We start from the raw sequence: 20,281 nt of genomic DNA on the forward strand, positions 1-20,281 counted from the left end.
CTTTTCGTAGGTGTTTTTTTATTTTAACGTAGCGATTAATTTTTCAATTTCTGCATCTAGTCCCATACCTGTTAGAAAAGCAATACCATTTAAAGTTGGAATTCCATATGCTTTCTTTGGTTTTGTAATGGCAACATAGACATCGCAGTTCTTAATCAAATGATCTAGCGATTTAATGTCTACTGCCTCAACTTCGGCGCTTATCTTCTTCTCAGACAGAATACGTTTTACTTTTGAAGCAACTGTTTGACTTGTTGCGACACCGGAACCACAAGCGACAATAACTCGTTTCATTTTGACTGCCTCCCAAATTTGTTTTTCAAGTAAGCTTCCATTCGTTGCGAATCATTGATTGTTCTTACATGATCGATAAAGGATTGATCGTTAAAGCATGACATAATTTCAGAAAGTAATCCGACCTGACCTTTTGGGTCCTTAATGCCGAGCATAAAGACGATTTCAGCATCAACTGGTTGATCCGACATTCCCATATGAGCGAAGCGGATTGGCTTTTTTAGACGAACGACATGGACGAAGGGCTGGTTAACATGCGTCACGTCAGTATGCGGTATTGCAAATTGAATTTTTTCATTTGCTAAGCCAGTCGGATAAAGCGACTCTCTTTCCATCAGGGCGGTGCAATAAGAGGAATTGACTAATCCTTTATCCTGCAAATTTTTAAAATTTGATCTGAAGAGATCGTTTTGGTCCTGATACTCAGCATTGAGGATAATGAGATCTCTTTGAAATAGATTGTCGTAATTCATTGTGTCACCTCCTTTCAAGCAGATTTAGAATGTTTTTTCTGGATTGACAAGCGACTATTGCTTCAATACATCCCCTCTCTAGAAAAATATCATTAAGCTTTAGGAGCAAAGGCACATGAGCATTTAATTTTTCCGGTACTAGAGCAACAATCAGCTGGAAGGGGCGATCTTCCGGATCTATCACCGCTTGTTTAAATAGAGTGAGTTGAATATCTGCTTTTTCCCCGGTCACAGGAGCATGAGGGAGATAAACTTCAGGCCCAATAAGCATTTGCTGATAGTTTTTATAAAAGATTGATTTACATCTATTGATGTAATCGTCTCCAATGCTGCCCCTTTGAATAATGGGTTCAAAAGCCGTCTCTACACAGTCATCCCAAGAAACGAAAGAATCAATGATTGATATATTTTCCGCTGCTAAGCTTATCCGTTCTTGATAAATTGCTCTTTTCTCTTCTTTTTTATCAAAAAAGGATTTTAGTGCAAGCTCAGCAAGCTCCCGTTTATCCTCAGGGATGAGATCTTTTATGGCATAAACAATGCCTTTAGCTTTATGATGCGGGTCTTGACTGAGTAACTTGGAAACAACTTTTCTTAATTGCTTTCGGCTGTCCGGTTCAAGAAATGGTGGAACGATAATGGTCGTCATACGGCTTTTCATTGGAACAGTAGTGAAAATAAAATCAGGCTCCAGATTCATTTGCTCAAATTGTCTAAAAGAAAACGCGCCAATAAAATCGATATCAGGAAACATATCTTTTAAATTTTCAAGCAATAGCTTTGAAACGGATGTGCCATTAAAGCACAGGACAACGGCTTTATAGTAAGCTGAAGAATCTTCCACTGTTTGATACATCCATCCGAGTACAATCATAGAGAGATAGACGATCTCTTCATCTGAAAAGTCATGTTCTAAAACCTTTCCAAATGATTTTTTTGCTGCATGAGCAACTGCTTTAAAAACGTAATAATGCTCTTTTATGAACCGTTCAGTCAAGGGATTGTTTACACGGAATCCTAAAATATTTCTGAAAATCGCCGGTTGAATATGCAGTAAAATTTTTGATTTGAAATCGGTTTCTTTAATGAAATCAATGGCTAATTTTTCTTTTAACAGTGTGATGAACTGGTTCACTGAATAATTAATCTCTTCGCTGTCGGAAAATTCAAGGGCTGATTCAATTCTATTAGACGAAAGTATTTGCAAGGATAGATACAATAAATCCACTTCTTTTAAAAAGGGAAATTCGCTGAACTGTTTTTTGATCACTGGAAATTCCAATGTATTTCTGATGTCAAATTTCTCTACCTTGAATTTCCAGGGCTTGGGAAAATTTTGCACCCGTTGCAATAAAATCATGAGAATGAAGGGCAAGTTTTCAATCTGTTCGTCTGTGAGACGAATCAGTATTTCTTCCTCAATATTTTCCAATTTTTTTCTTATTTTAGATAGTGTGCACGTGTTAATATTGAATCGATCAATGAGGCAGGATCGTCCATGGGCAGTTTTTATTAATTCGTTAACAAGTTGAACTAAATGATTTCGAATTAAATACTCTGGGCCGATGATTTGATAGCCTTCTTTTCTCGAATAGGTCACGTGAAGATTCAAATCTCTTAGTTCTGTTTTTAAATACTTCATATCTGAAAAAACCGTATTTTTGCTCACATAGAACAAATCAGATAGTGATTGCAGTGTGTAATTGCAGTTGTGAACGATTAATTCAACTTTAATCAAACTCTTTCTCAGATTGACTTCATATTCATTTGAATTCGATGGTAAGTTGCCAACCAATGATGCATACAACTCGTCAACACATTTTTCAGATATTTTTATTTCTCCATTAATTACATCAATTGACTCATGGGGAAGCTGTTCACTAATAAAATGAATACGTTCGATGATTTTGTCCTTATCAGTGGATAAGTGGTCAGCAATTTCCTCAACACTTAACTGCTTTTGAACCAGTATAAGGTTTGTAATTTCGCGATCTAAGATAATCACTTGCTTTCACCTCCTTTACCCATTTAATTATATGTGTACATTGCCTGAGCTTCATCACAACAAATTGATAACGCTTTCATTAAGGATGTGATGTACAAATATCATTGCGATTATATACTCTATTTGATGATAACAAAGGGGGGGTATGGAGATGAAGAGAATTTATTTGGTAAGACATGGAGAAACATTTTTCAATGTGCTAAATATTGCTCAGGGCTGCGCTGATTCACCACTTACTTCAAAGGGACAGGAAGAAGCGAACGCATTAGGTAAAGCTTTGAAGCAAAACAATATAAATTTTGACACTGCATTTACGAGCAATCTGGCGAGGGCAAAGGGATACTGCTGCAATTATTTTAAAGGGCTGTGAATTGTCCATGAGCATCCTCAGTGAGATAGAGGAACTGAGAGGAGTATCCTTTGGTTCATTTGAAGGAATGAATTCTCATTTGATGTGGAATAAATCGGGAACCGCCGTAAATCAGCCTCAGTTTAATTCTGACTATCCAGATTGGCAGAAAATATCCGTATTAGAAGGATTGAAAACATTAGATGCATTTAATGCCGCAGAAACAGAAAATTACAGTGATGTAAAAAAAAGAATACATCGTCTCTTGGAGATATTCACAACTTCTCCTTCTAATGACATTTTAGCTGTTAGTCATGGATTATTTCTTAGCTGTTTTCTTTTTTTTCTTTCGAAAGAACAAATTAAAGTAGATGTTATCCCGAACGCAAGTTTAACTAAGATTGTCTATGATGGGATAAATTTCAACATTGAGTACATTGGGAAACATCTTTAAATGGCAAAATGCAGGAGAATTTATCATAAGATGAATAAATTAAAAATAATTGCTTTTATGACGTTTCGTGCTCATATAGAATTTTTTTGGTTAACAATCTGTGTATTATTTGTGAAAAAAAATTGAACCATACATTAAATAAGCAAATAACTAAAAAACAATCTTGACAATGTCATTTAGGCAGACTAGTATGAAGTTGTAAAAAAGAAAGGGCTTACAAAAATGCTGATCTTTTAAAATTGTTGGGTAGTTTATTTTTGAAATAAACGAAAAAGCTTTATTTTGTAAGCCAACTTGTCGACAAGTACACTGGATGCAAGGTGCTATAGTATCGCAGCTGTTGTGTTGGGATTCTATACTCTGAACGCAAAACGATTTATCGCTATGAAAGGGTTATACGAAGCAGTTGCAGCTTTTTGAAACGATTTAAGACAGAAATTTTCCGTTATCCTGAATCTAGATGTTGTTTGATTGAGTGAATGTAAGCTACAATACCATTGTACTTATTCAGTGATTGCAATCAAATGCTCTGGGTTGATAAACGTGAGCGTCAGGAGAATGGATGATGTTGAAATTTCCGTCACTGTGGATAAAGAACGCAACATTAGGTGATCGAATTGCCAATGAACTGCGGTTGCGCATTTTAGAAAATGAGATGAAACCAGGCGATGTTATTTCGGAAAATCAAATTGCCGGGCGCTATGGAACGAGCCGATCACCGGTTCGCGATGCGCTAAAAGCTCTATCTTTAGATGGCTTAATTCGGCTTGAACGGATGGGGGCGGTCGTTCAGGGAATGGATCTGAAAGATATTCAGGAGTTATATGATGTCCGTGAAATGATTGAAAATTTTGCGCAGCAGCGCGTTTCCAAGAAAAACGTCAGCGTTTTGGTACAAAAGCTTCAGCAAAGTATCGATAAAATGGAACTGGCAGCTAAGTATAACGATCATAGTGAGTTCGCCTACTACGATCTACTCTTTCACGAAACCATTGTTCGTCATGCAGATCATAAGCGTATTTTCAATCTTTGGAGCAGCATGAAACCTTTGATCATGGCTGTGATTCTCGTGACAACAGAACAGGTCTTTTCGTATGGCAGTGACCATGTCGAATGGGTGATCGGCAAGCATCGTACGATTGTTCGAGCAATGCAGTCAAAAGATCGTGCGGTTATTGAAAAGTCTGTGAATCAATATTTTGATGACTCTAGGCATACGCTGACTGAGTCATTCCGACCGGATTCCAGTGATTAAAATCAGAGCATTTTTATAAAAGATTTTAATCGGTCAAAGTTGTCGACAAGTCGACAATACCCGCAAAAACATGTAAGCGGTTTAATGGCCGACTTTGTCTTGTGATATATTTCACAATAAAAGGAGGATGTATAATGAGTGACTACATGATCGGTGCGGATATTGGCACAACCAGCACGAAGGCGGTCCTTTATAAGACAGATGGAACGATTGTTTCCTATTCAAATATGGGTTATCCGCTTTATACACCGGACGCGTTTACAGCAGAACAGGACCCAGAAGAAATTTTTACAGCAGTGCTTTCAGCGATAAGAGACGTGATTGCTAAAGGCGGGGTTCTACCTGAATCCATTGCCTTTGTGTCCTTCAGTTGTGCGATGCACAGCTTGATTCCTGTCGATTCAGAAGGAAAGGCTTTGATGCACTGCATGACCTGGGCGGATAATCGCAGCATTAATTGGTGCGACAAAATTAAGAAGACAATGGGCGGACACGACATCTATATGAAGACAGGTACACCGATCCATCCGATGTCGCCGCTTCCGAAGCTGGTTTGGATGAAACATGAGCGCCCGGAAGTTTTTAACAAAGCGAAGAAGTTTATATCAATCAAGGAATATATCTTCTACAAATTATTTCATAAATATGTGGTTGATTATTCAATAGCTTCAAGTTCAGGATTATTTGCCATGAACACACTGACTTGGGATCAAGGTGCTTTGGAGGTTGCGGGTATTAAGGAGGAAAACCTTTCTGAACTCGTGCCGACCACACACCAGATGAGCGGCATCAATCCTGTTTATGCGGAGCAGATGGGATTAAATGAAAACACGCCATTCGTACTTGGAGCGAGTGACGGTGTCCTGTCGAACTTAGGTGTTAGTGCGATTGATCCCGGCGTTGTTGCCGTCACGATTGGCACGAGCGGTGCTATTCGGACGGTGGCCGATAAGCCTTCTACGGATCCTAAAGAGCGTCTGTTCTGCTATGTGCTGACTAAGGACAAATGGGTGATCGGCGGTCCCGTAAACAATGGAGGGGGAGTGCTTCGGTGGGCGAGAGACGAGTTTGCTGCATCCGAAGTGGAAACGGCAAAGCGGCTTGGTATCAGCCCGTACGACGTGTTGACGCGAATGGCTGCGCGAGTAAATCCCGGATCGGACGGCCTGATTTTTCAACCGTATTTCAGCGGCGAGCGGGCGCCATTATGGAACCCGAACGCGCGCGGTGCATTCTTCGGTTTGACCCTGCACCATCAAAAGCAGCATATGATCCGCGCGGTGCTTGAGGGGATTATTTATAACCTGTACAGCGTGATGCTGGCGATGCGCGAACGAACGGGTGAACCGCAAAAAATTCAGGCGACCGGCGGCTTTGCGCGCTCAGAGTTGTGGCGTCAAATGATGGCGGACATCTTTGCGCAGCCGGTTAATGTGCCGGAGAGCTTTGAAAGTTCATGCCTTGGTGCCGCTGTACTCGGCCTTTACGCAACCGGCAGGGCCGATAATCTGAATGTCGTATCAAAAATGATTGGCTCGGTTCACAGCCATGAGCCGATTAAAGAAAATATTGATGTGTATCAGCAATTATTCCCAATTTTTCTGCGTCTGTCCCGCAAACTGGAGGATGAATGGTCGGCGATTGCGGCCTTCCAGCACACACAGATTGGCGACTGACCTTTCGTAAACAGCCAAATGAGGAGGAAATGAAAATGAAAAACCGTTTATCGAAAATTCAACCGTATACTCGGGCAATTTTAAAAGGGCATCTTTGTTCCAGCGGCGTTCCTTATTCAATGATGGATCGCCCGATCATCGCGATCGCGAATTCTTGGAATGAAATCGTGCCGGGACATGTTCATTTAAGAGAGCTTGCGGATCACATCAAGAAAGGGGTGCTTGAAGCGGGCGGCTATCCGCTAGAGTTCAATACCATTGCGGTCTGCGACGGGATCGCGCAAGGCCATGACGGAATGAAATACTCGCTCCCGAGCCGTGACGTCATTGCCGATAGCGTCGAAACGATGATTCGCGCACATGAAATTTTCGACGGCGCAGTCATGATCAGTTCTTGCGATAAAATTGTTCCCGGCATGCTGATGAGTGCGGCGCGCTTGAATCTGCCGACACTCGTTTTCCTCGGCGGTGTCATGCCGAATTATATCAAACCCAAGGAATCGAAAGCGGCCCGGCAGGAATTCCTGAGCGGCGACTTGGATGAAAAAGGGCTTGTGGCCGTGACGCGCAAATACTATCCGTGCGCTGGAGTCTGCCCATTCCTTGGTACGGCAAACACCATGCAGGGCCTATCCGAAGCTTTAGGTATGGCGCTCCCAAATTCGTCATGGCTCAGAGCGCTTTCGGATGAACAATTGGAGGCGGCAGAGGAAGCGGGCCGTCGAAGTGTTGCGTTAGTTAAAAAGAACGTCAGAGCCCGGGATATTTTAACTAAAGAAGCTTTTGAAAACGCTATCTCCGTCTTGCTGGCAATGGGTGGTTCGCTGAATGCCTGTCTGCATCTGCCGGCAATCGCCAAAGAAATCGGGATTGATCTGCCTCTTGACGTGTTCGACCGTATCAGTCGCAAAGTGCCGTTTATTGCTGCGGTGACACCAAATAACAATAATTTTACAACGAACGATTTGCAACGCGCAGGCGGAGTCCCGGCAATTATGAAAGAACTGAGTCCGCTGCTTCATCTCGACGCCTTGACGGTTACAGGGCGCAGCGTTGAAGACAATATTGCCGATGCGGAAGTTAAGGATCGCGAAATCATTCATCCGCTTGATGCGCCGCTTGAAGCTGAAGGCGGAATCGCCGTTCTGAAAGGAAATCTCGCTCAAGATGGCGCGTTAATCAAGCAGTCGGCAGTTCCGGAAGATCTGATGAAGTTCCAAGGCACCGCAATCGTTTTTGATTCGGAAGAACAATTTGATGACGCGTACCACGATGGGGCGATTCAAGAGAATCAAGTGGTTGTGATTCGTTATGAAGGACCCAAGGGCGGTCCCGGCATGCGCGAACTGCATCGCTGTACAGAAATTCTTTCGCGATATAAGAAAATTGCGCTGATTACCGATGGACGCTTTTCCGGCGCATCAGCCGGGCTGTCGGTCGGCTATATGAGCCCGGAGGCTGCTGAAGGCGGTACCCTTGCTCTTGTACAGAACGGAGATCAGATCTCGATTGATGTTCCAAATCGAACACTTGAATTGATGGTTGATGAAGAAACGCTGAATGAACGGCGCCAATCGGTGAATGAACCGGAGAAAGATTCCAGTAAATTTTTGACACTATACGCGTCCAGTACCGCGTCGGCAGCACACGGCGCCGTACGGAACGTATGAGGAGGAATAAATGATGCTGAAAAAACATGAAACGCTGCAAAAACTGAATCAAAATCGCTTGGTCGCAGTCATCCGCGGAAAGGACGCGGCTGATGCCGTTGCGATCGGTCAGGCATGCATCAACGGCGGTATTGAAAGTCTTGAAGTGACACTGACGACGCCGAACGGACTTCAGGCGCTGCAGCAGTTGAAGGAGAAAGAGAAGGGAGCGGTCATCGGCGCGGGATCGGTTCTTGACGCTGAAACTGCCCGGCTGTCGATTATCTATGGCGCTGATTTTGTTGTCAGTCCTAACTTTTCAAAAGCGATCAGTGAGGTATGCAATCTCTATTCAATTCCGTATCTGCCGGGCTGTTTTACCGTAACAGAGATCACTGAAGCTCTGCGCTCCGGTGTCGACGTGATAAAGGCATTTCCGGGAAGCGTCGCTGGTCTGGGCTTTATCAAGAGCATTCATGGCCCGATTCCAAATGTCGCGATCATGCCGACAGGAGGCGTCAATCTTCAAAATGTTGACGAATGGCTCAATCAGGGCGCCTATGCAGTTGGTATCGGAAGCGTGCTGACAAAAGGATCGGAGAATGGAGATTATCATGTCGTTGAAAAAAATGCACGCGCTTTCACGAATAAGGTTGGTATCCTCAACCTTTGATTTAAGCGAATGGAACATTCAATTATATAGGGGAGATGATGAAGATGAGCAGTATGTATTTAATTAGCATTACAGTGCTGGCAATTGCCTTAGTTATACTTGGTGTGACGTGGTTTAAGTGGCATGCATTCATTAGTTTGTCTGTTGCCAGTCTGTTCTTAGGTATTGCTGCGGGACTGCCATTATTGAAAGTGGCAGAGAGCTATGAAACCGGTGTTGGCGGAATTTTAAGTTCGTTACTCGGCATTTTGGCATTGGGTACAATTTTAGGAAAAATGATGTCGGAATCAGGAGCCGGACTGCAGATTGCCCGTTTTTTTACTGACGCATTCGGGGAACGTTTTCTTCCTTGGGCAACTTTTTTTGCCGGTCTGATCATTAGTATCCCCGTATTCTTCGAGGTTGGTCTTGTCATTTTGCTGCCACTCGTGATCGCGATTGAGAAAACAACCAAGAAAAGCCTGCTGCTGATTGCGATTCCAATGATCTCGGCACTCTCGATCTCACATGGAATTGTTCCGCCTCATCCGGGTGCGATGGCAGCCATCGGTATCTTTCATGCGGATGTCGGTCAGGTGCTCATTTACTCACTAATTGTTGCTCTTCCTGCCGGTATTATAGGCGGACCTCTTTTTGCTTATTACATTAGTAAACGTATACATCCGGAAGGAGATCCTAAGGTTGTTGCGGCTAATGTGTCTGCGAAAACTTATCCGTCAACTTTTGTTTCGTTCTTCACCATCTTGCTTCCGATCATTCTGATGATCGGCGCGGTCGTCGTTCCGTTTATTTCGATGCCTGCTTGGTTAGCAAATTTGCTGAATTTTCTCGGCCATCCTTTAATCGCGCTACTTGTCTCAGTCTTTGTCTCTTATTACCTGCTTGGCATCAAGCAAGGAATCGGGCGCAAACTGATTGAAAAATTGACCGGCGATTCGCTTGCCCCGCTCGCCCCAATCATGATGATTATTGGAGCCGGCGGTGCGTTTAAGCAAGTGCTGATTGCCTCCGGCGTCGGAAATGCGATTGCTGACGTTGCGATTCAGTGGCAACTGTCTCCGCTCGTCATGGCATTTGTTGTCTCCGGTCTGATTCGAATTGCGACAGGTTCTGCAACCGTTGCTTTGACCACGGCTGCTGGAATTGTTGCACCAATTGTAGCAAACATGACAGGTGTGAATCTGCCGCTTCTAGTCATCGCAACCGGTGCTGGTTCATTGATGCTGTCACATGTTAACGATGCGGGCTTCTGGCTGGTTAAGGAGTATCTCGGATTAAGTGTCAAGCAAACGTTTAAAACCTGGACGGTTCTTGAGACCTTGCTGTCTTTCGCTGCCTTTGCACTTGTCCTAGTGCTTGATCTTTTTATCTAAATAAGAAAGGTCCGGAGAATAGAGATAGCAAGCCTGAACGCGAACAATTTTGCGTTCAGGCTTGCTATTGTTTTACCCTCTATAGGCAACGCAAGAAACTTCTACTTTTGCTGCTTTCGGAAGCGCGGCAACTTGCACGGCGCAGCGTGCCGGCAGAATCTCGCCGTTAAAGTAGTCCGAATAAACATCGTTGACGGCTGCGAAGTCATTGATGTCGGCAAGGTACACGGTTGCACTGACAACATTAGAGAAGTCGAGGCCGGCTTCATTCAGCACCGCTTTCAAATTTTCAAAGACGCGCTTTGCCTGTACGTCAATACTGCCTTCAACAATCGTTCCGGTTGCCGGATCAAGCGGAATCTGTCCGGATGCAAACAAAAAATCTCCTGCCTGAACCCCTTGAGAATAAGGACCAACGGCTTTAGGTGCGGCATGGGTTGCAATTTGTTTCTTCATTATTCGATCAAACCTCCAAATGTGCGGCAGTTCCTCTCAATTGCTGCAGCAATTGAGAGGAACCAGCCGTGAATCGATACTCACTATTAGTTTACCATAGCGCAGAATGAAGCGAATCAAATAATTGTGAACAAAAAAGATTGCCTGCCTAGGTGCTCATCAACGTTCTTTTTTCAGCAATTTTTTTATTTAAAGTTAAAGAAACATCCGGATACAAGGATGAACAAGCCCATGAGAATGGGTGCGGCCATATCGTTTTGAACAAAGTGATTGTTCAAAACAACGAGTGATGAACAATCACCAAAACGAGAAGCAGCCAGATACCTTTTTTCATAACTTCTTCCCCATCATTGATCATGTGATTGAGCGATCTTTTCTTCCTGTTTTAGCGTGAAAATTTACTTGGCATCCCGCATTTGTGCTGCGCATATCCGCGCTTTTGATGCGGAGTCGCACACAGACCAGCAACCAGATCAGGAACGTGTTCGAATGGCGTAGGCATCCAGAATGATACGCGCCATGACCTGCAGCGGAAGGCGAGAACGCACTTCATAATCCGGGAAATAAGATACTTTTGATTTGTAGCCGACCAAGGCAAGTTCAGATAAGGCGTAGAGTGGGCTTTCACGATTAGCGGTCAGTGTAATTGTGCTGACTCCGTTTGCCTTGCAGTTCTCCGCTGCATGAACCAATTCTTCGGTATGGCCGTTTAGTGAGATGAAGATGACGAGATCTTGCTTTTCAATGCGCTTGCTGATTGTTTTAATGATGTTCGGGTCATCATGCATCTCACAATACTTGCCGGTCAGTTGAAATTTAACGGTCATTTCTTTAGCAATCAGTTCGGAAAAACCTCGAGCGAACAGGATAACTTTTCTTGAGTAAATGATTTTTTGCAGTACATCTTCAATCGTACCACGATCAAGCATTTGGATCGTTTTCGTGACTTCCTGCTCATTTTTCAGCATTGCTTCTTTAATTTTATTATCGACTTTTTCGACAACAGAAAACTCTGGAGCAAGCTGATACTCATCCTTCAGACGGATCTTAAAGGAAGTAAAGCCTTCATAGCCAAGCTTTTTCATTGTGCGGACGATTGTCGCAGTCGACACGTTCGCTTGTTCACTCAGACGGACGATGGAAATTTTTGGCATTTCGTTCAAGTGGTCCTGGAGATAACGGAGCAGAAATCGTTCACTGTCGCTGAGTGTGTCAAAATACTGATTGACGCGTTCGAAAAAAGTAAAATCCATCTTGACCTCCAACTTGAAAACCTTTACATCGATTATAACCTTTTCCGAAAACATTTTCACCGCCAATCATGGCATAATAAAAATGTAGAGAAGAGGCAAGTGAAGGTGAGGGAAGAATCATGATCTACACATGTACGATGAATCCGGCAATTGATTTATTTACGGAATTCGACAGCTTCGAGCCGCATGTCGTTAATCGGAGCATTTTCGAAGATTATCAGGCGAACGGAAAAACAATCAATATCTCATTTATGTTGAAAAAAATGGGGATCGACAGCGTTGCTACCGGATTTTTAGGCGGTTTTACAGGAATGTATATTAACGATGAACTGAAGCGAACCGGCATTGCGACCGACTTCGTCATGATTAGTGGCATTACACGCATTAATACATTTATAAAAGCAGGTGCCAAGGAGTATAAAGCGGTGAATCGCGGACCGGAGATCAGTTCGGCCGCGCAAGCGCAATTGATTGATAAAATCAGCAAGCTCACTTTCAACGATCTGTTATTCGTTTCGGGCAGTTTACCGAGAGGCGTTGATGATTCGATTCTGAAAAAGATTTCGCGGCTGTCCGCCAAAAATGGCTTTAAATTGATTCTTGACGTCAGTGCTAAAGGATTGCTCGATTGTCTGGAAGATCGTCCTTATTTGATCAAGCCAAGCGATGAGGAATTGGCTGCATGGCTGGCCGTTGATCCTGAGTCTTTTAATAATGAAGCCAACCTGATGGAAGCAGCAGAAACGTTACTGAAAAAAGGGGCACAGCGTATCCTTGTTTCACGCGGGGAGAAGGGGACGATGTACGCAGACGGTGAAAAGGTACTGTTCACGACGGCCCCGAGAGGCGAGGTTGTGAACACGGCTTGCGCCGGTGACACACTGCTTGGCACCTTTGTTGGTTCACTGATCAGCAACAAAAGCCTAGAAGACGCATTGGTTTATGCGACGGCTGCGGGTTCATCGACGGCGTTTACCGCGGGACTGAGTGACTTAAAAGATGTTCCGGAATTAATGAAACAAATAAAACTAACGACTCACATGAAAGGGGCAAAAGAATCATGACAAAAATTATTGCGGCAACAGGTTGTCCGACGGGCATTGCTCACACGTTTATGGCGAAAAAAGCACTTGAAGATGCGGCAAAGGCGAAAGGTATTGAAATAAAAGTGGAAACGCATGGACAAGCAGGTATTGAAAATGGCCTGACACCAAAGGAAATTGCCGAAGCTGACGGCGTGATCATCGCCGCTGATAAGGATGTTGATGAGGACCGCTTCGCAGGCAAACGTGTCATCAAGGTTTCGGTCACGAAAGGAATTAAAGAGCCGGACAAGCTCATTGATGAAATTGTAAACGGTTCCGTTCCTTTGTTTAAAAGCGGACAGGCTCCGAGCGGAGATGCGAACGTAAATGTTGAAAAAGAATCATTAGCACACAAACTCTATGTGTATTTAATGAACGGCGTTTCCCATATGCTTCCGGTCGTTGTTGCCGGCGGTGTGCTTCTTGCCATCTCCTTCATGTTCGGTATTAATTCAGCAGATCCGAAAAGTAATGAATACAATGTATTCGCAGCTAATCTGAACGCGATCGGCAAGGTAGGGCTGGGATTGATGGTACCGATTTTATCGGCATACATCGCACAAGCAATCGGCAAACGTTCAGGACTTGTGATTGGTTTTATTACCGGCATGATTGCGTTCACGAGTGGAACAGGTTTTCTTGGTGGTATTGTCAGTGGCTTCTTGTCCGGTTATCTGATTCTGCTGCTTGAAAAAGGCTTGAAGGGATTGCCGAAACAGCTGGATGGTCTGAAATCAATTTTTCTACTCCCGGTGCTCGGCGGTCTCATCGGTGGATACGCAATGGTTTTACTGTCTTCGCCAATGACTGCAATTAATGAGGGGATGATGCATTTTTTAAGCACGATGCAGAATCAGAGTCCTCTTGTACTCGGGTTGATTGTCGGCATCATGTGTGCGTTTGACATGGGCGGCCCGGTGAATAAGGCTGCGTATGTGACCGGTGTTGCACTGCTTGGCCAGGGCAACTTCTATTTCATGGCCGGTGTCTCTGCCGCATGCATCGCGCCGCCGATTGCAACCGGTTTCGCCGTTTTGTTTGCCGGTAAATATTTTCAAAAGGAAGAGCGGAATGCCGGCTATGTCAACTTCCTGCTGGGTTCCACGCATATTACTGAAGGCGCGATTCCATTCGCGGCAAAGAGTCCGTTTACTGTCATTCCGTCACTGATGGTCGGTTCATCGATCGCCGCCGTTCTGACTTACTACATGAAGGTTCAGGTACCTGCGCCGCATGGAGGATTTATCGTTCTGCCGATTGTGACTCATCCACTGCTTTGGGTTCTGGCTATTTTTGCAGGAGCATTAGTGTCCGGCTATTTAATCGCTATGGATCAGAAGCATCGCTTTAACAAAAACTTGAAAGCGGCAGAAGGAGATACTGTTCAGGCGACTTCGGCAATTCATGAAGCTGCTCCGACATTTGCTCAAAATACCCTTTTGAGCAAAGAGAATATCTATTTTGAAAAAGAGATCCGGACAAAAGATGAATTGTTTCGATTTATTGGCGAAAAAATGCAGGCAAAAGGGATTGTGAGTGACCAGGAACACTTGATTGAGGCGTTTCAAAAACGGGAAAAGCAGAGTTCAACCGGAATGGAGAATGGCTTTGCGATTCCGCATGCACAGTCCGACGCGATTGAAAAAGCAGCCATGCTGGCGGTGAAACTTGATGACCCAATAACCGACTGGCAGACTTTTGATCAAAAACCGGTAACCTTTGTTATCGCCTTCTTAATCCCGCCGAAAGGTAGCGAAGCGCATCTGCACTATTTGTCGGACACGGCGCAGAAATTGGTCGACCAACGTGTCGTGAACGCACTGAATACAGCAACAAGTGCTGATCAAATCTTTGCTTTACTTCAATAAAATACAACTTGAGAAAATCCATCCGTGATCACGCCGGATGGATTTTCTTACACAAACAAGAAAGTATAAAAATTTAGGTAAGTGGTCCGAAAAAGCACCACATCCAGCTCATCGGACACTAGGCCATCCATGACCGTCGCAACGAAGGGTTCACTGGCACCAAAGACTTGGTGAAGCCAAGTTTTCTTACGTGGGCATCACCACATTTTGCACTCATGTCCTATATACAACATGTAGGAGGTGATTCAAATGGCAACCCGTACAATCACAGAATCAGTCTTTGTGATGAACCTGAGCGGCGGTTTAGATGAAAAAGGCGAGCAGATTCTGCTCACCAAATCATTCAGAAACATTAAGCCGGCCGCTTCGGAGGATGGCTTGCTCGCCATCGCGCGCAAATTAGCGCCGCTGCAGCAGCATCCGCTTGTGTCTGTTGAACGCAACGACACCGCAGAAATCGTTGACTGACGGACATCAGGTTGACAATTCAATGGAAGGGAGGCAAAAGAGATGAAACGATTGAATCTTGTTTTTTTGAACGCTGAGGGTAAAAGTGTGACGCTTTCGCTAAATGATCCGATTGAACCGGCGGATCCTGCTGCGATCAAAGATGCGATGAATACGATTATCGAGGAGAACGTGTTCCGATCATTAAGCGGAGATATCACGGCCGTCAAATCGGCACGCATCTCGGAAAACAACACGATACCCGTTGAGCTGGACGTGTAACCCGATCTGATGAGGCCGAAGAGAATGCATCAAACGTTCTCTCCGGCCTTCATTCATGATCAGAAAGGAGGAAACTGCTATGGAGGTTTGGCTATCCATGGTTAAGGACGTTGGTTTTCCGGCTGTTGTCACTTTTTTTCTCTTGCATCGGATTGAAGGCAAGCTTGACGAGTTGATTCAGTCGATTCGCCTGCTTCCGGTCGATCAGGAGGCCGATCAACGGGATGAATTGCTGAAAAAACAGATCTGAATAAAAGGCGGCACAACGTTTGTTCAAACGGTTGATGCCGCTTTTTGCTATTGTCTGTTCCACGGCAAATGAGAAGATTCGTGAAAAATTGCATACCACACTCGGAGCATCAGCAGGAATGGTGTCAAGACACTGAAGGCTTGGTGACCATGAGCTTGGCTGAGTTCAACCCATTCGGCCAGTTTTGTCACACATGAGTTGGCAAAACTGGTTTTAGTTTGTGTTGTTTTTGTGAACGAGGGTTCACTATAATAAAAATGTAAGAGATACAGATAAGGTTTTCAGGAAAATGTAAGCGTTTTAATAAAGGCTGTTTTTTGTTTTTATTTTTTCCTGGTTGACCCGTAGTTCACTTGGAATAGACAAGTAGAAGGAGGAGAAAGTTATGTCCGGAGGTTCAAGTGTTAAAGTTGGGGTACAGAAATTCGGTAACTTCCTGAGTTCAATGATCCTGCCCAACATCGGTGCATTCATCGCTTGGGGGCTGATCACGGCATTATTCATTCCAACCGGTTGGTGGCCGAATAAAGCATTGGCGACCATGGTTGATCCGATGGTTAAGTATTTGTTACCGATTTTGATTGGTTACTCAGGAGGTAAACTTGTATTTGGTCATCGAGGCGGAGTTGTTGGCGCCATCGCCACGGCAGGTGTCATTGTTGGTACCGACATTCCGATGTTCCTCGGCGCGATGATTATGGGACCGCTAGGCGGCTATGTGATTAAAAAATTTGATAAGTCGATTGAAGGCAAGGTTAAAACAGGTTTTGAAATGCTTGTCGACAATTTCTCTGCGGGTATTCTTGGAGCGATCCTGGCAGTTGTGGCATTCTTTGGTATCGGGCCGGTTGTTGATGTTATCAGTAACGGGCTTGCTTCAGGTGTTGAATGGCTTGTTCATGCCGGTTTGCTTCCACTTGCCAGTCTGTTCATTGAACCTGGCAAAATACTATTCTTGAATAATGCGATCAATCACGGCGTGTTGACTCCAATCGCGGTTGAGCAGGCACGCGAATATGGAAAATCTGTTCTCTTCTTCCTTGAAGCGAACCCCGGCCCCGGAATGGGTGTATTGCTCGCTTATTGTTTCTTTGGCAAGGGCAATGCGAAGAAGTCGGCACCCGGTGCGGCAATCATCCACTTCTTCGGTGGGATTCATGAAATCTATTTCCCTTACATTTTAATGAAACCGCTTTTAATTCTAGCGACCGTTGCCGGCGGTATGAGCGGTATTTTCACTTTGGTTACATTAAAAGGCGGACTGGTCGGACCGGCTTCTCCCGGCAGTTTCCTTGCTATGCTGGCCGTAACACCTAAATCTTTTGGCAGTTTTGTAGCCAATATTGCGGATGTCCTTGTCTCATTAACGGTATCTTTCGTCATTTCCATGCTGATTCTGAAAACAGATAAGTCGGAAAACGAAGATCTCGGGGAAGCAACGCGAAAAATGGAAAGCATGAAAGGAAAGAAAAGCAGTGTTTCCGGTGTGCTGGCGGGCAGTGAAGAATTCGATCCGAAAGCAGTGAAGAAAATTGTCTTTGCCTGCGATGCCGGTATGGGCTCAAGTGCGATGGGCGCATCACTGTTGAGAAAAAAAGTGAAAGCCGCAGGGCTTGATATCAATGTGACAAATACTGCGGTCAGCTCTATCCCGAGTGACGCGCAAATCGTTGTCACGCAATCCGAACTCACACAGCGGGCGCGTGACAAAGCGCCGAGCGCCGTCCATATTTCTGTCGACAATTTCTTGAGCAGCCCTGAATATGACCTCCTGATCAATCAACTGAGCAAGGGAGAAAAAATCGCAGTGCAAGCGCCGGAAGAAACGGAAACACAACCATTTGTTGATGGAACGATCCTGCGAAAAGAAAATGTGTTCATCAATCAGTCGTTTAAGACCAAAGAAGAGGTTATTCGTTTTGCCGGTCAAAAGCTGGTGGACGGCGGTTATGTCAAACCGTCCTATGTTGAAGGCATGATTGCCAGAGATCGGCTGATGTCGACTTATATGGGAAATGGAATTGCGATTCCTCACGGCACAGAAGAAGTGAAAAAAGAGGTGCTGGCTTCAGGTATTGTGATTGTTCAAATCCCGGACAGTGTTGATTTTGAAGGAAACAAGGTACGACTTGTCTTTGCGATTGCCGGTAAGAATAACAGTCATTTGGAAATCCTTTCGAAAATTGCGGTTGCCTGCTCCGACGTAATCAATGTTGGCGAGATGGTACGCGCGCAAACGGTCGAAGAATTGCTTGAAGTCATTAATAAAGCGGTCACGCAAAACGCGTAGTGCTTTCACGATAAATTGTCTGTTCTTTGTGTTATGTTAAAGGAAAAAAGGCAGATGAATTCGATGTACATGACCAATCGAGAAAAAACCATACTTGAACTGCTGATGAAGACAAGTGGCAGACATTCAACCTTATCGATGGCATCCTATCTTCAGGTCAGTGTGCGCACGGTTCACCGCGACTTAAAAAATGTTGAGAAACTGCTCAAACCGTTTGGTCTGCAATTGATTCAAAATCAAGACAAGGCGCTGCAAATTCAAGGTCCTGATAAAGCCGTTTTTAGGCTGGTACAGGAGCTTTCAAAAATTAAACCGGTAGATCTATCGGCAAAGGAACGAAAACTCCTGCTGTTTCTGAAATTATTTGCTGCCGATGAACCGATGAAAACAGGACCGCTGGCAAAGGAACTGGATATTTCGTCAACGACGTTGAGCGGTTATCTGGATGAACTGTCCGCATGGACTGAAGATTTTGACGCGCATGTCGTCCGCAAACGCGGTGTCGGCATACAAGTGATCGGTTCGGAACGCTCCAAACGAACAGCACTTGCCCATTTCTATTTGTTCTATTTTAATGAAGCGTTGATTGAGGCGATTTTTCAAATCAACCACAGTCAGTTGAAACGAGGCGTGCCTGTACTTCACTATTTTAAGTCCGATTATTTGTCGGTGATTGATCAGGCGATGAAACAGAATCTGGGTAAACTTTATATGGAACTTGCGGACAGTGATTATATCAACTTTCTCATTCAGGTATGTATCGCACTGCAGCGTTTTGAAAGCGGGCATCCGCTCGAAGGTGAAAAAGTGAGTGAGAAGCAAAGCAGTCATGAAATAGAAGCGCTGCCCTTTATTGAAAAGATTGGCACACTCCTATCCGATCAACTAGGCATTGAACTGCCGGATCAAGAAAAGGCGTTTATGGTCACGCTGCTAAAGGGTTCACGGCTGCAAAATGCAGAATCCATCTATTTTGATCAGGTGATTACCGGTAAAGCGATTAAGAAGCTGATTCAACATGTTTCACAGCAATTACAGGTGGATTTGACCAGCGACTTTTCTTTATTCCAAGGATTGATGGCACATCTGGAACCTTCCTTGTTCCGGATAAGAAAAGATCTCGCTTCGTTCAATCCGTTGACGCAGCAAATCATCGATCAGTTTCCTGTGCTGTTCAAGATTACCGAACAGGCGTTGAAGCAGGTGTTTCAGCAAATTCAATTCCCGGACGACGAGATTGCCTTTATCGTGCTGCATTTCGGTTCGGCCTTGGAACAGCACAAGCAGGTGCGAAACATTCGCGCGCTGATTGTCTGTCCGACCGGAATCGGTGCGTCGAAAATGCTTGCGGCAAGGCTCAGAAAAGAAATGCCGGAATTGTACTCGGTGCACATTGCTTCGATTCATGAAATGGCCCACATGGATTTAGACACTTTTGATCTGATTCTGTCGACCGTTCATCTGCCGAAACAGAAAATACCGTGTTTATTCGTTAATCCGCTGCTCAGTAAAGAGGACATGGCAGCAATTGAACAGATTACACGGAATCTTTCAAAAGGCGGTAAGGGTGCGGACCTGCTTCCGAAACGATCTGCTGCGCGTTCGAATGCTTCCGGCCGGTATTCGCTGCAGCAATTAATGAATGAAGTGGATCAGGCACAATCAGCAATTCGTGATCTTTTAAAGGGCTTTTCGGTGATCCAAGTACGTCAGGCGGAAAAAATGAATGATGTTCTGCTTCGATTAATTGACATTTGCTTCGACCAATCGATCATCGAAGATCGTGAACCGGTCTATTGGCGGTTGATTGAACGCGAACGCATGGCAGGGCTCGCCGTTCCGGGAACGAATATGGCACTGTTTCATTGCCGAGACAAGTCGGTACGGCAGCTGTGTTTTAAAATGGCACACTCAAGCAAGCATTTCGAATTAGAGGCGATGGACGGTGGCACGTGTTCGGTCGGCACTTTTCTGCTGATGCTCGCACCTGAACCGTTAAATTCGATTGCACAAGAAGTGATCAGTACAATCAGTTCGTCGCTAGTAGAGGATCGTGAAAGCATATTGACTTTTGCTTCTGCAAATGAAGCAATGATTCGAACAAAATTGGAAGCTATTTTCTATCAATTTTTGATTGATAAATTTTAAA

Annotated in this window: 19 protein-coding genes; 14 read left to right on the forward strand and 5 right to left on the reverse strand. The window is 44.4% G+C overall.

Going from position 1 to position 20,281, the window contains the following annotated elements; all coding sequences use genetic code 11:
• Window positions 1-18 precede the first annotated feature (18 nt).
• From NIE88_RS20235 to NIE88_RS20245, 3 genes are read right to left on the reverse strand one after another with little or no spacing between them, the layout of a single operon-like run.
• Window positions 19-294, reverse strand: coding sequence for a PTS sugar transporter subunit IIB (locus NIE88_RS20235; protein WP_253065161.1), 276 nt, complete (start codon window positions 292-294; stop codon window positions 19-21).
• Window positions 291-767, reverse strand: coding sequence for a PTS sugar transporter subunit IIA (locus NIE88_RS20240; protein WP_253065162.1), 477 nt, complete (start codon window positions 765-767; stop codon window positions 291-293). The genes NIE88_RS20235 and NIE88_RS20240 overlap by 4 nt, the downstream gene beginning before the upstream one ends.
• 4 nt (window positions 768-771) lie before the next feature.
• A complete protein-coding gene (locus NIE88_RS20245) occupies window positions 772-2,772 on the reverse strand; it encodes a BglG family transcription antiterminator (protein ID WP_253065163.1) in 2,001 nt (666 codons plus the stop codon).
• Between the two features lie 151 nt (window positions 2,773-2,923).
• Between NIE88_RS20245 and NIE88_RS20250 the strand changes: the two genes are divergently transcribed.
• From NIE88_RS20250 to NIE88_RS20280, 7 genes are all read left to right on the forward strand, one after another.
• Window positions 2,924-3,142: a phosphoglycerate mutase family protein gene (locus NIE88_RS20250; protein WP_253065164.1), complete on the forward strand. Its 219-nt coding sequence runs from the start codon at window positions 2,924-2,926 to the stop codon at window positions 3,140-3,142.
• Window positions 3,143-3,149: 7 nt separating this feature from the next.
• Window positions 3,150-3,575, forward strand: a complete 426-nt coding sequence (locus NIE88_RS20255; protein WP_253065165.1) for a histidine phosphatase family protein — start codon at window positions 3,150-3,152, stop codon at window positions 3,573-3,575.
• Between the two features lie 565 nt (window positions 3,576-4,140).
• Window positions 4,141-4,830, forward strand: coding sequence for a GntR family transcriptional regulator (locus tag NIE88_RS20260; RefSeq protein WP_253065166.1), 690 nt, complete (start codon window positions 4,141-4,143; stop codon window positions 4,828-4,830).
• 134 nt (window positions 4,831-4,964) lie between these two features.
• Complete coding sequence (gene gntK, locus NIE88_RS20265; protein WP_253065167.1) at window positions 4,965-6,506, forward strand: gluconokinase; 1,542 nt, start codon at window positions 4,965-4,967, stop codon at window positions 6,504-6,506.
• Between the two features lie 35 nt (window positions 6,507-6,541).
• Entirely contained in the window at window positions 6,542-8,176 is a 1,635-nt protein-coding gene (ilvD, locus tag NIE88_RS20270) for a dihydroxy-acid dehydratase (RefSeq protein WP_253065168.1), read from the forward strand.
• A 13-nt stretch (window positions 8,177-8,189) separates the two neighbouring features.
• Window positions 8,190-8,828 (forward strand): bifunctional 2-keto-4-hydroxyglutarate aldolase/2-keto-3-deoxy-6-phosphogluconate aldolase, encoded by a 639-nt coding sequence (locus tag NIE88_RS20275; RefSeq protein WP_253065169.1) that lies wholly within the window; start codon window positions 8,190-8,192, stop codon window positions 8,826-8,828.
• A gap of 44 nt (window positions 8,829-8,872) precedes the next feature.
• Entirely contained in the window at window positions 8,873-10,201 is a 1,329-nt protein-coding gene (locus NIE88_RS20280) for a GntP family permease (RefSeq protein ID WP_253065170.1), read from the forward strand.
• Window positions 10,202-10,273: 72 nt separating this feature from the next.
• Here NIE88_RS20280 and NIE88_RS20285 read toward each other — a convergent pair whose 3' ends face one another.
• Both NIE88_RS20285 and NIE88_RS20290 read right to left on the reverse strand, forming a co-directional pair.
• Window positions 10,274-10,657: a RidA family protein gene (locus NIE88_RS20285; protein ID WP_253065171.1), complete on the reverse strand. Its 384-nt coding sequence runs from the start codon at window positions 10,655-10,657 to the stop codon at window positions 10,274-10,276.
• Window positions 10,658-11,130: 473 nt separating this feature from the next.
• On the reverse strand, window positions 11,131-11,910 hold the full coding sequence (locus NIE88_RS20290; protein WP_253065172.1) for a MurR/RpiR family transcriptional regulator: 780 nt from the start codon (window positions 11,908-11,910) through the stop codon (window positions 11,131-11,133).
• 119 nt (window positions 11,911-12,029) lie between these two features.
• Here NIE88_RS20290 and pfkB point away from each other — a divergent pair, with 119 nt between their 5' ends.
• From pfkB to NIE88_RS20325, 7 genes are all read left to right on the forward strand, one after another.
• Window positions 12,030-12,974 (forward strand): 1-phosphofructokinase, encoded by a 945-nt coding sequence (gene pfkB / locus NIE88_RS20295; RefSeq protein ID WP_253065173.1) that lies wholly within the window; start codon window positions 12,030-12,032, stop codon window positions 12,972-12,974.
• Window positions 12,971-14,863: a fructose-specific PTS transporter subunit EIIC gene (locus tag NIE88_RS20300; RefSeq protein WP_253065174.1), complete on the forward strand. Its 1,893-nt coding sequence runs from the start codon at window positions 12,971-12,973 to the stop codon at window positions 14,861-14,863. The genes pfkB and NIE88_RS20300 overlap by 4 nt, the downstream gene beginning before the upstream one ends.
• A gap of 249 nt (window positions 14,864-15,112) precedes the next feature.
• On the forward strand, window positions 15,113-15,331 hold the full coding sequence (locus NIE88_RS20305) for a DUF1659 domain-containing protein (protein WP_253065175.1): 219 nt from the start codon (window positions 15,113-15,115) through the stop codon (window positions 15,329-15,331).
• A 42-nt stretch (window positions 15,332-15,373) separates the two neighbouring features.
• Window positions 15,374-15,592 (forward strand): DUF2922 domain-containing protein, encoded by a 219-nt coding sequence (locus NIE88_RS20310; RefSeq protein ID WP_253065176.1) that lies wholly within the window; start codon window positions 15,374-15,376, stop codon window positions 15,590-15,592.
• A 79-nt stretch (window positions 15,593-15,671) separates the two neighbouring features.
• Entirely contained in the window at window positions 15,672-15,842 is a 171-nt protein-coding gene (locus tag NIE88_RS20315; RefSeq protein WP_253065177.1) for a YvrJ family protein, read from the forward strand.
• A 385-nt stretch (window positions 15,843-16,227) separates the two neighbouring features.
• Window positions 16,228-18,132, forward strand: coding sequence for a PTS mannitol transporter subunit IICBA (locus NIE88_RS20320; RefSeq protein WP_253065178.1), 1,905 nt, complete (start codon window positions 16,228-16,230; stop codon window positions 18,130-18,132).
• A 54-nt stretch (window positions 18,133-18,186) separates the two neighbouring features.
• Window positions 18,187-20,280: a BglG family transcription antiterminator gene (locus NIE88_RS20325; protein WP_253065179.1), complete on the forward strand. Its 2,094-nt coding sequence runs from the start codon at window positions 18,187-18,189 to the stop codon at window positions 20,278-20,280.
• Window position 20,281: the final 1 nt, after the last annotated feature.

The organism is Sporolactobacillus shoreicorticis, from assembly GCF_024125445.1.
Classification (GTDB): Bacteria; Bacillota; Bacilli; order Bacillales; family Sporolactobacillaceae; genus Sporolactobacillus; species Sporolactobacillus shoreicorticis.

Bases quoted from the DNA above. Each gene is read 5' to 3' on its own strand.
- NIE88_RS20235 (WP_253065161.1), bottom strand. From the start codon at position 294: ATGAAACGAGTTATTGTCGCTTGTGGTTCCGGTGTCGCAACAAGTCAA.
- NIE88_RS20240 (WP_253065162.1), bottom strand. From the start codon at position 767: ATGAATTACGACAATCTATTTCAAAGAGATCTCATTATCCTCAATGCT.
- NIE88_RS20250 (WP_253065164.1), top strand. From the start codon at position 2,924: ATGAAGAGAATTTATTTGGTAAGACATGGAGAAACATTTTTCAATGTG.
- NIE88_RS20255 (WP_253065165.1), top strand. From the start codon at position 3,150: ATGAGCATCCTCAGTGAGATAGAGGAACTGAGAGGAGTATCCTTTGGT.
- NIE88_RS20260 (WP_253065166.1), top strand. From the start codon at position 4,141: ATGTTGAAATTTCCGTCACTGTGGATAAAGAACGCAACATTAGGTGAT.
- gntK (WP_253065167.1), top strand. From the start codon at position 4,965: ATGAGTGACTACATGATCGGTGCGGATATTGGCACAACCAGCACGAAG.
- ilvD (WP_253065168.1), top strand. From the start codon at position 6,542: ATGAAAAACCGTTTATCGAAAATTCAACCGTATACTCGGGCAATTTTA.
- NIE88_RS20275 (WP_253065169.1), top strand. From the start codon at position 8,190: ATGCTGAAAAAACATGAAACGCTGCAAAAACTGAATCAAAATCGCTTG.
- NIE88_RS20280 (WP_253065170.1), top strand. From the start codon at position 8,873: ATGAGCAGTATGTATTTAATTAGCATTACAGTGCTGGCAATTGCCTTA.
- NIE88_RS20285 (WP_253065171.1), bottom strand. From the start codon at position 10,657: ATGAAGAAACAAATTGCAACCCATGCCGCACCTAAAGCCGTTGGTCCT.
- NIE88_RS20290 (WP_253065172.1), bottom strand. From the start codon at position 11,910: ATGGATTTTACTTTTTTCGAACGCGTCAATCAGTATTTTGACACACTC.
- pfkB (WP_253065173.1), top strand. From the start codon at position 12,030: ATGATCTACACATGTACGATGAATCCGGCAATTGATTTATTTACGGAA.
- NIE88_RS20300 (WP_253065174.1), top strand. From the start codon at position 12,971: ATGACAAAAATTATTGCGGCAACAGGTTGTCCGACGGGCATTGCTCAC.
- NIE88_RS20305 (WP_253065175.1), top strand. From the start codon at position 15,113: ATGGCAACCCGTACAATCACAGAATCAGTCTTTGTGATGAACCTGAGC.
- NIE88_RS20310 (WP_253065176.1), top strand. From the start codon at position 15,374: ATGAAACGATTGAATCTTGTTTTTTTGAACGCTGAGGGTAAAAGTGTG.
- NIE88_RS20315 (WP_253065177.1), top strand. From the start codon at position 15,672: ATGGAGGTTTGGCTATCCATGGTTAAGGACGTTGGTTTTCCGGCTGTT.
- NIE88_RS20320 (WP_253065178.1), top strand. From the start codon at position 16,228: ATGTCCGGAGGTTCAAGTGTTAAAGTTGGGGTACAGAAATTCGGTAAC.
- NIE88_RS20325 (WP_253065179.1), top strand. From the start codon at position 18,187: ATGAATTCGATGTACATGACCAATCGAGAAAAAACCATACTTGAACTG.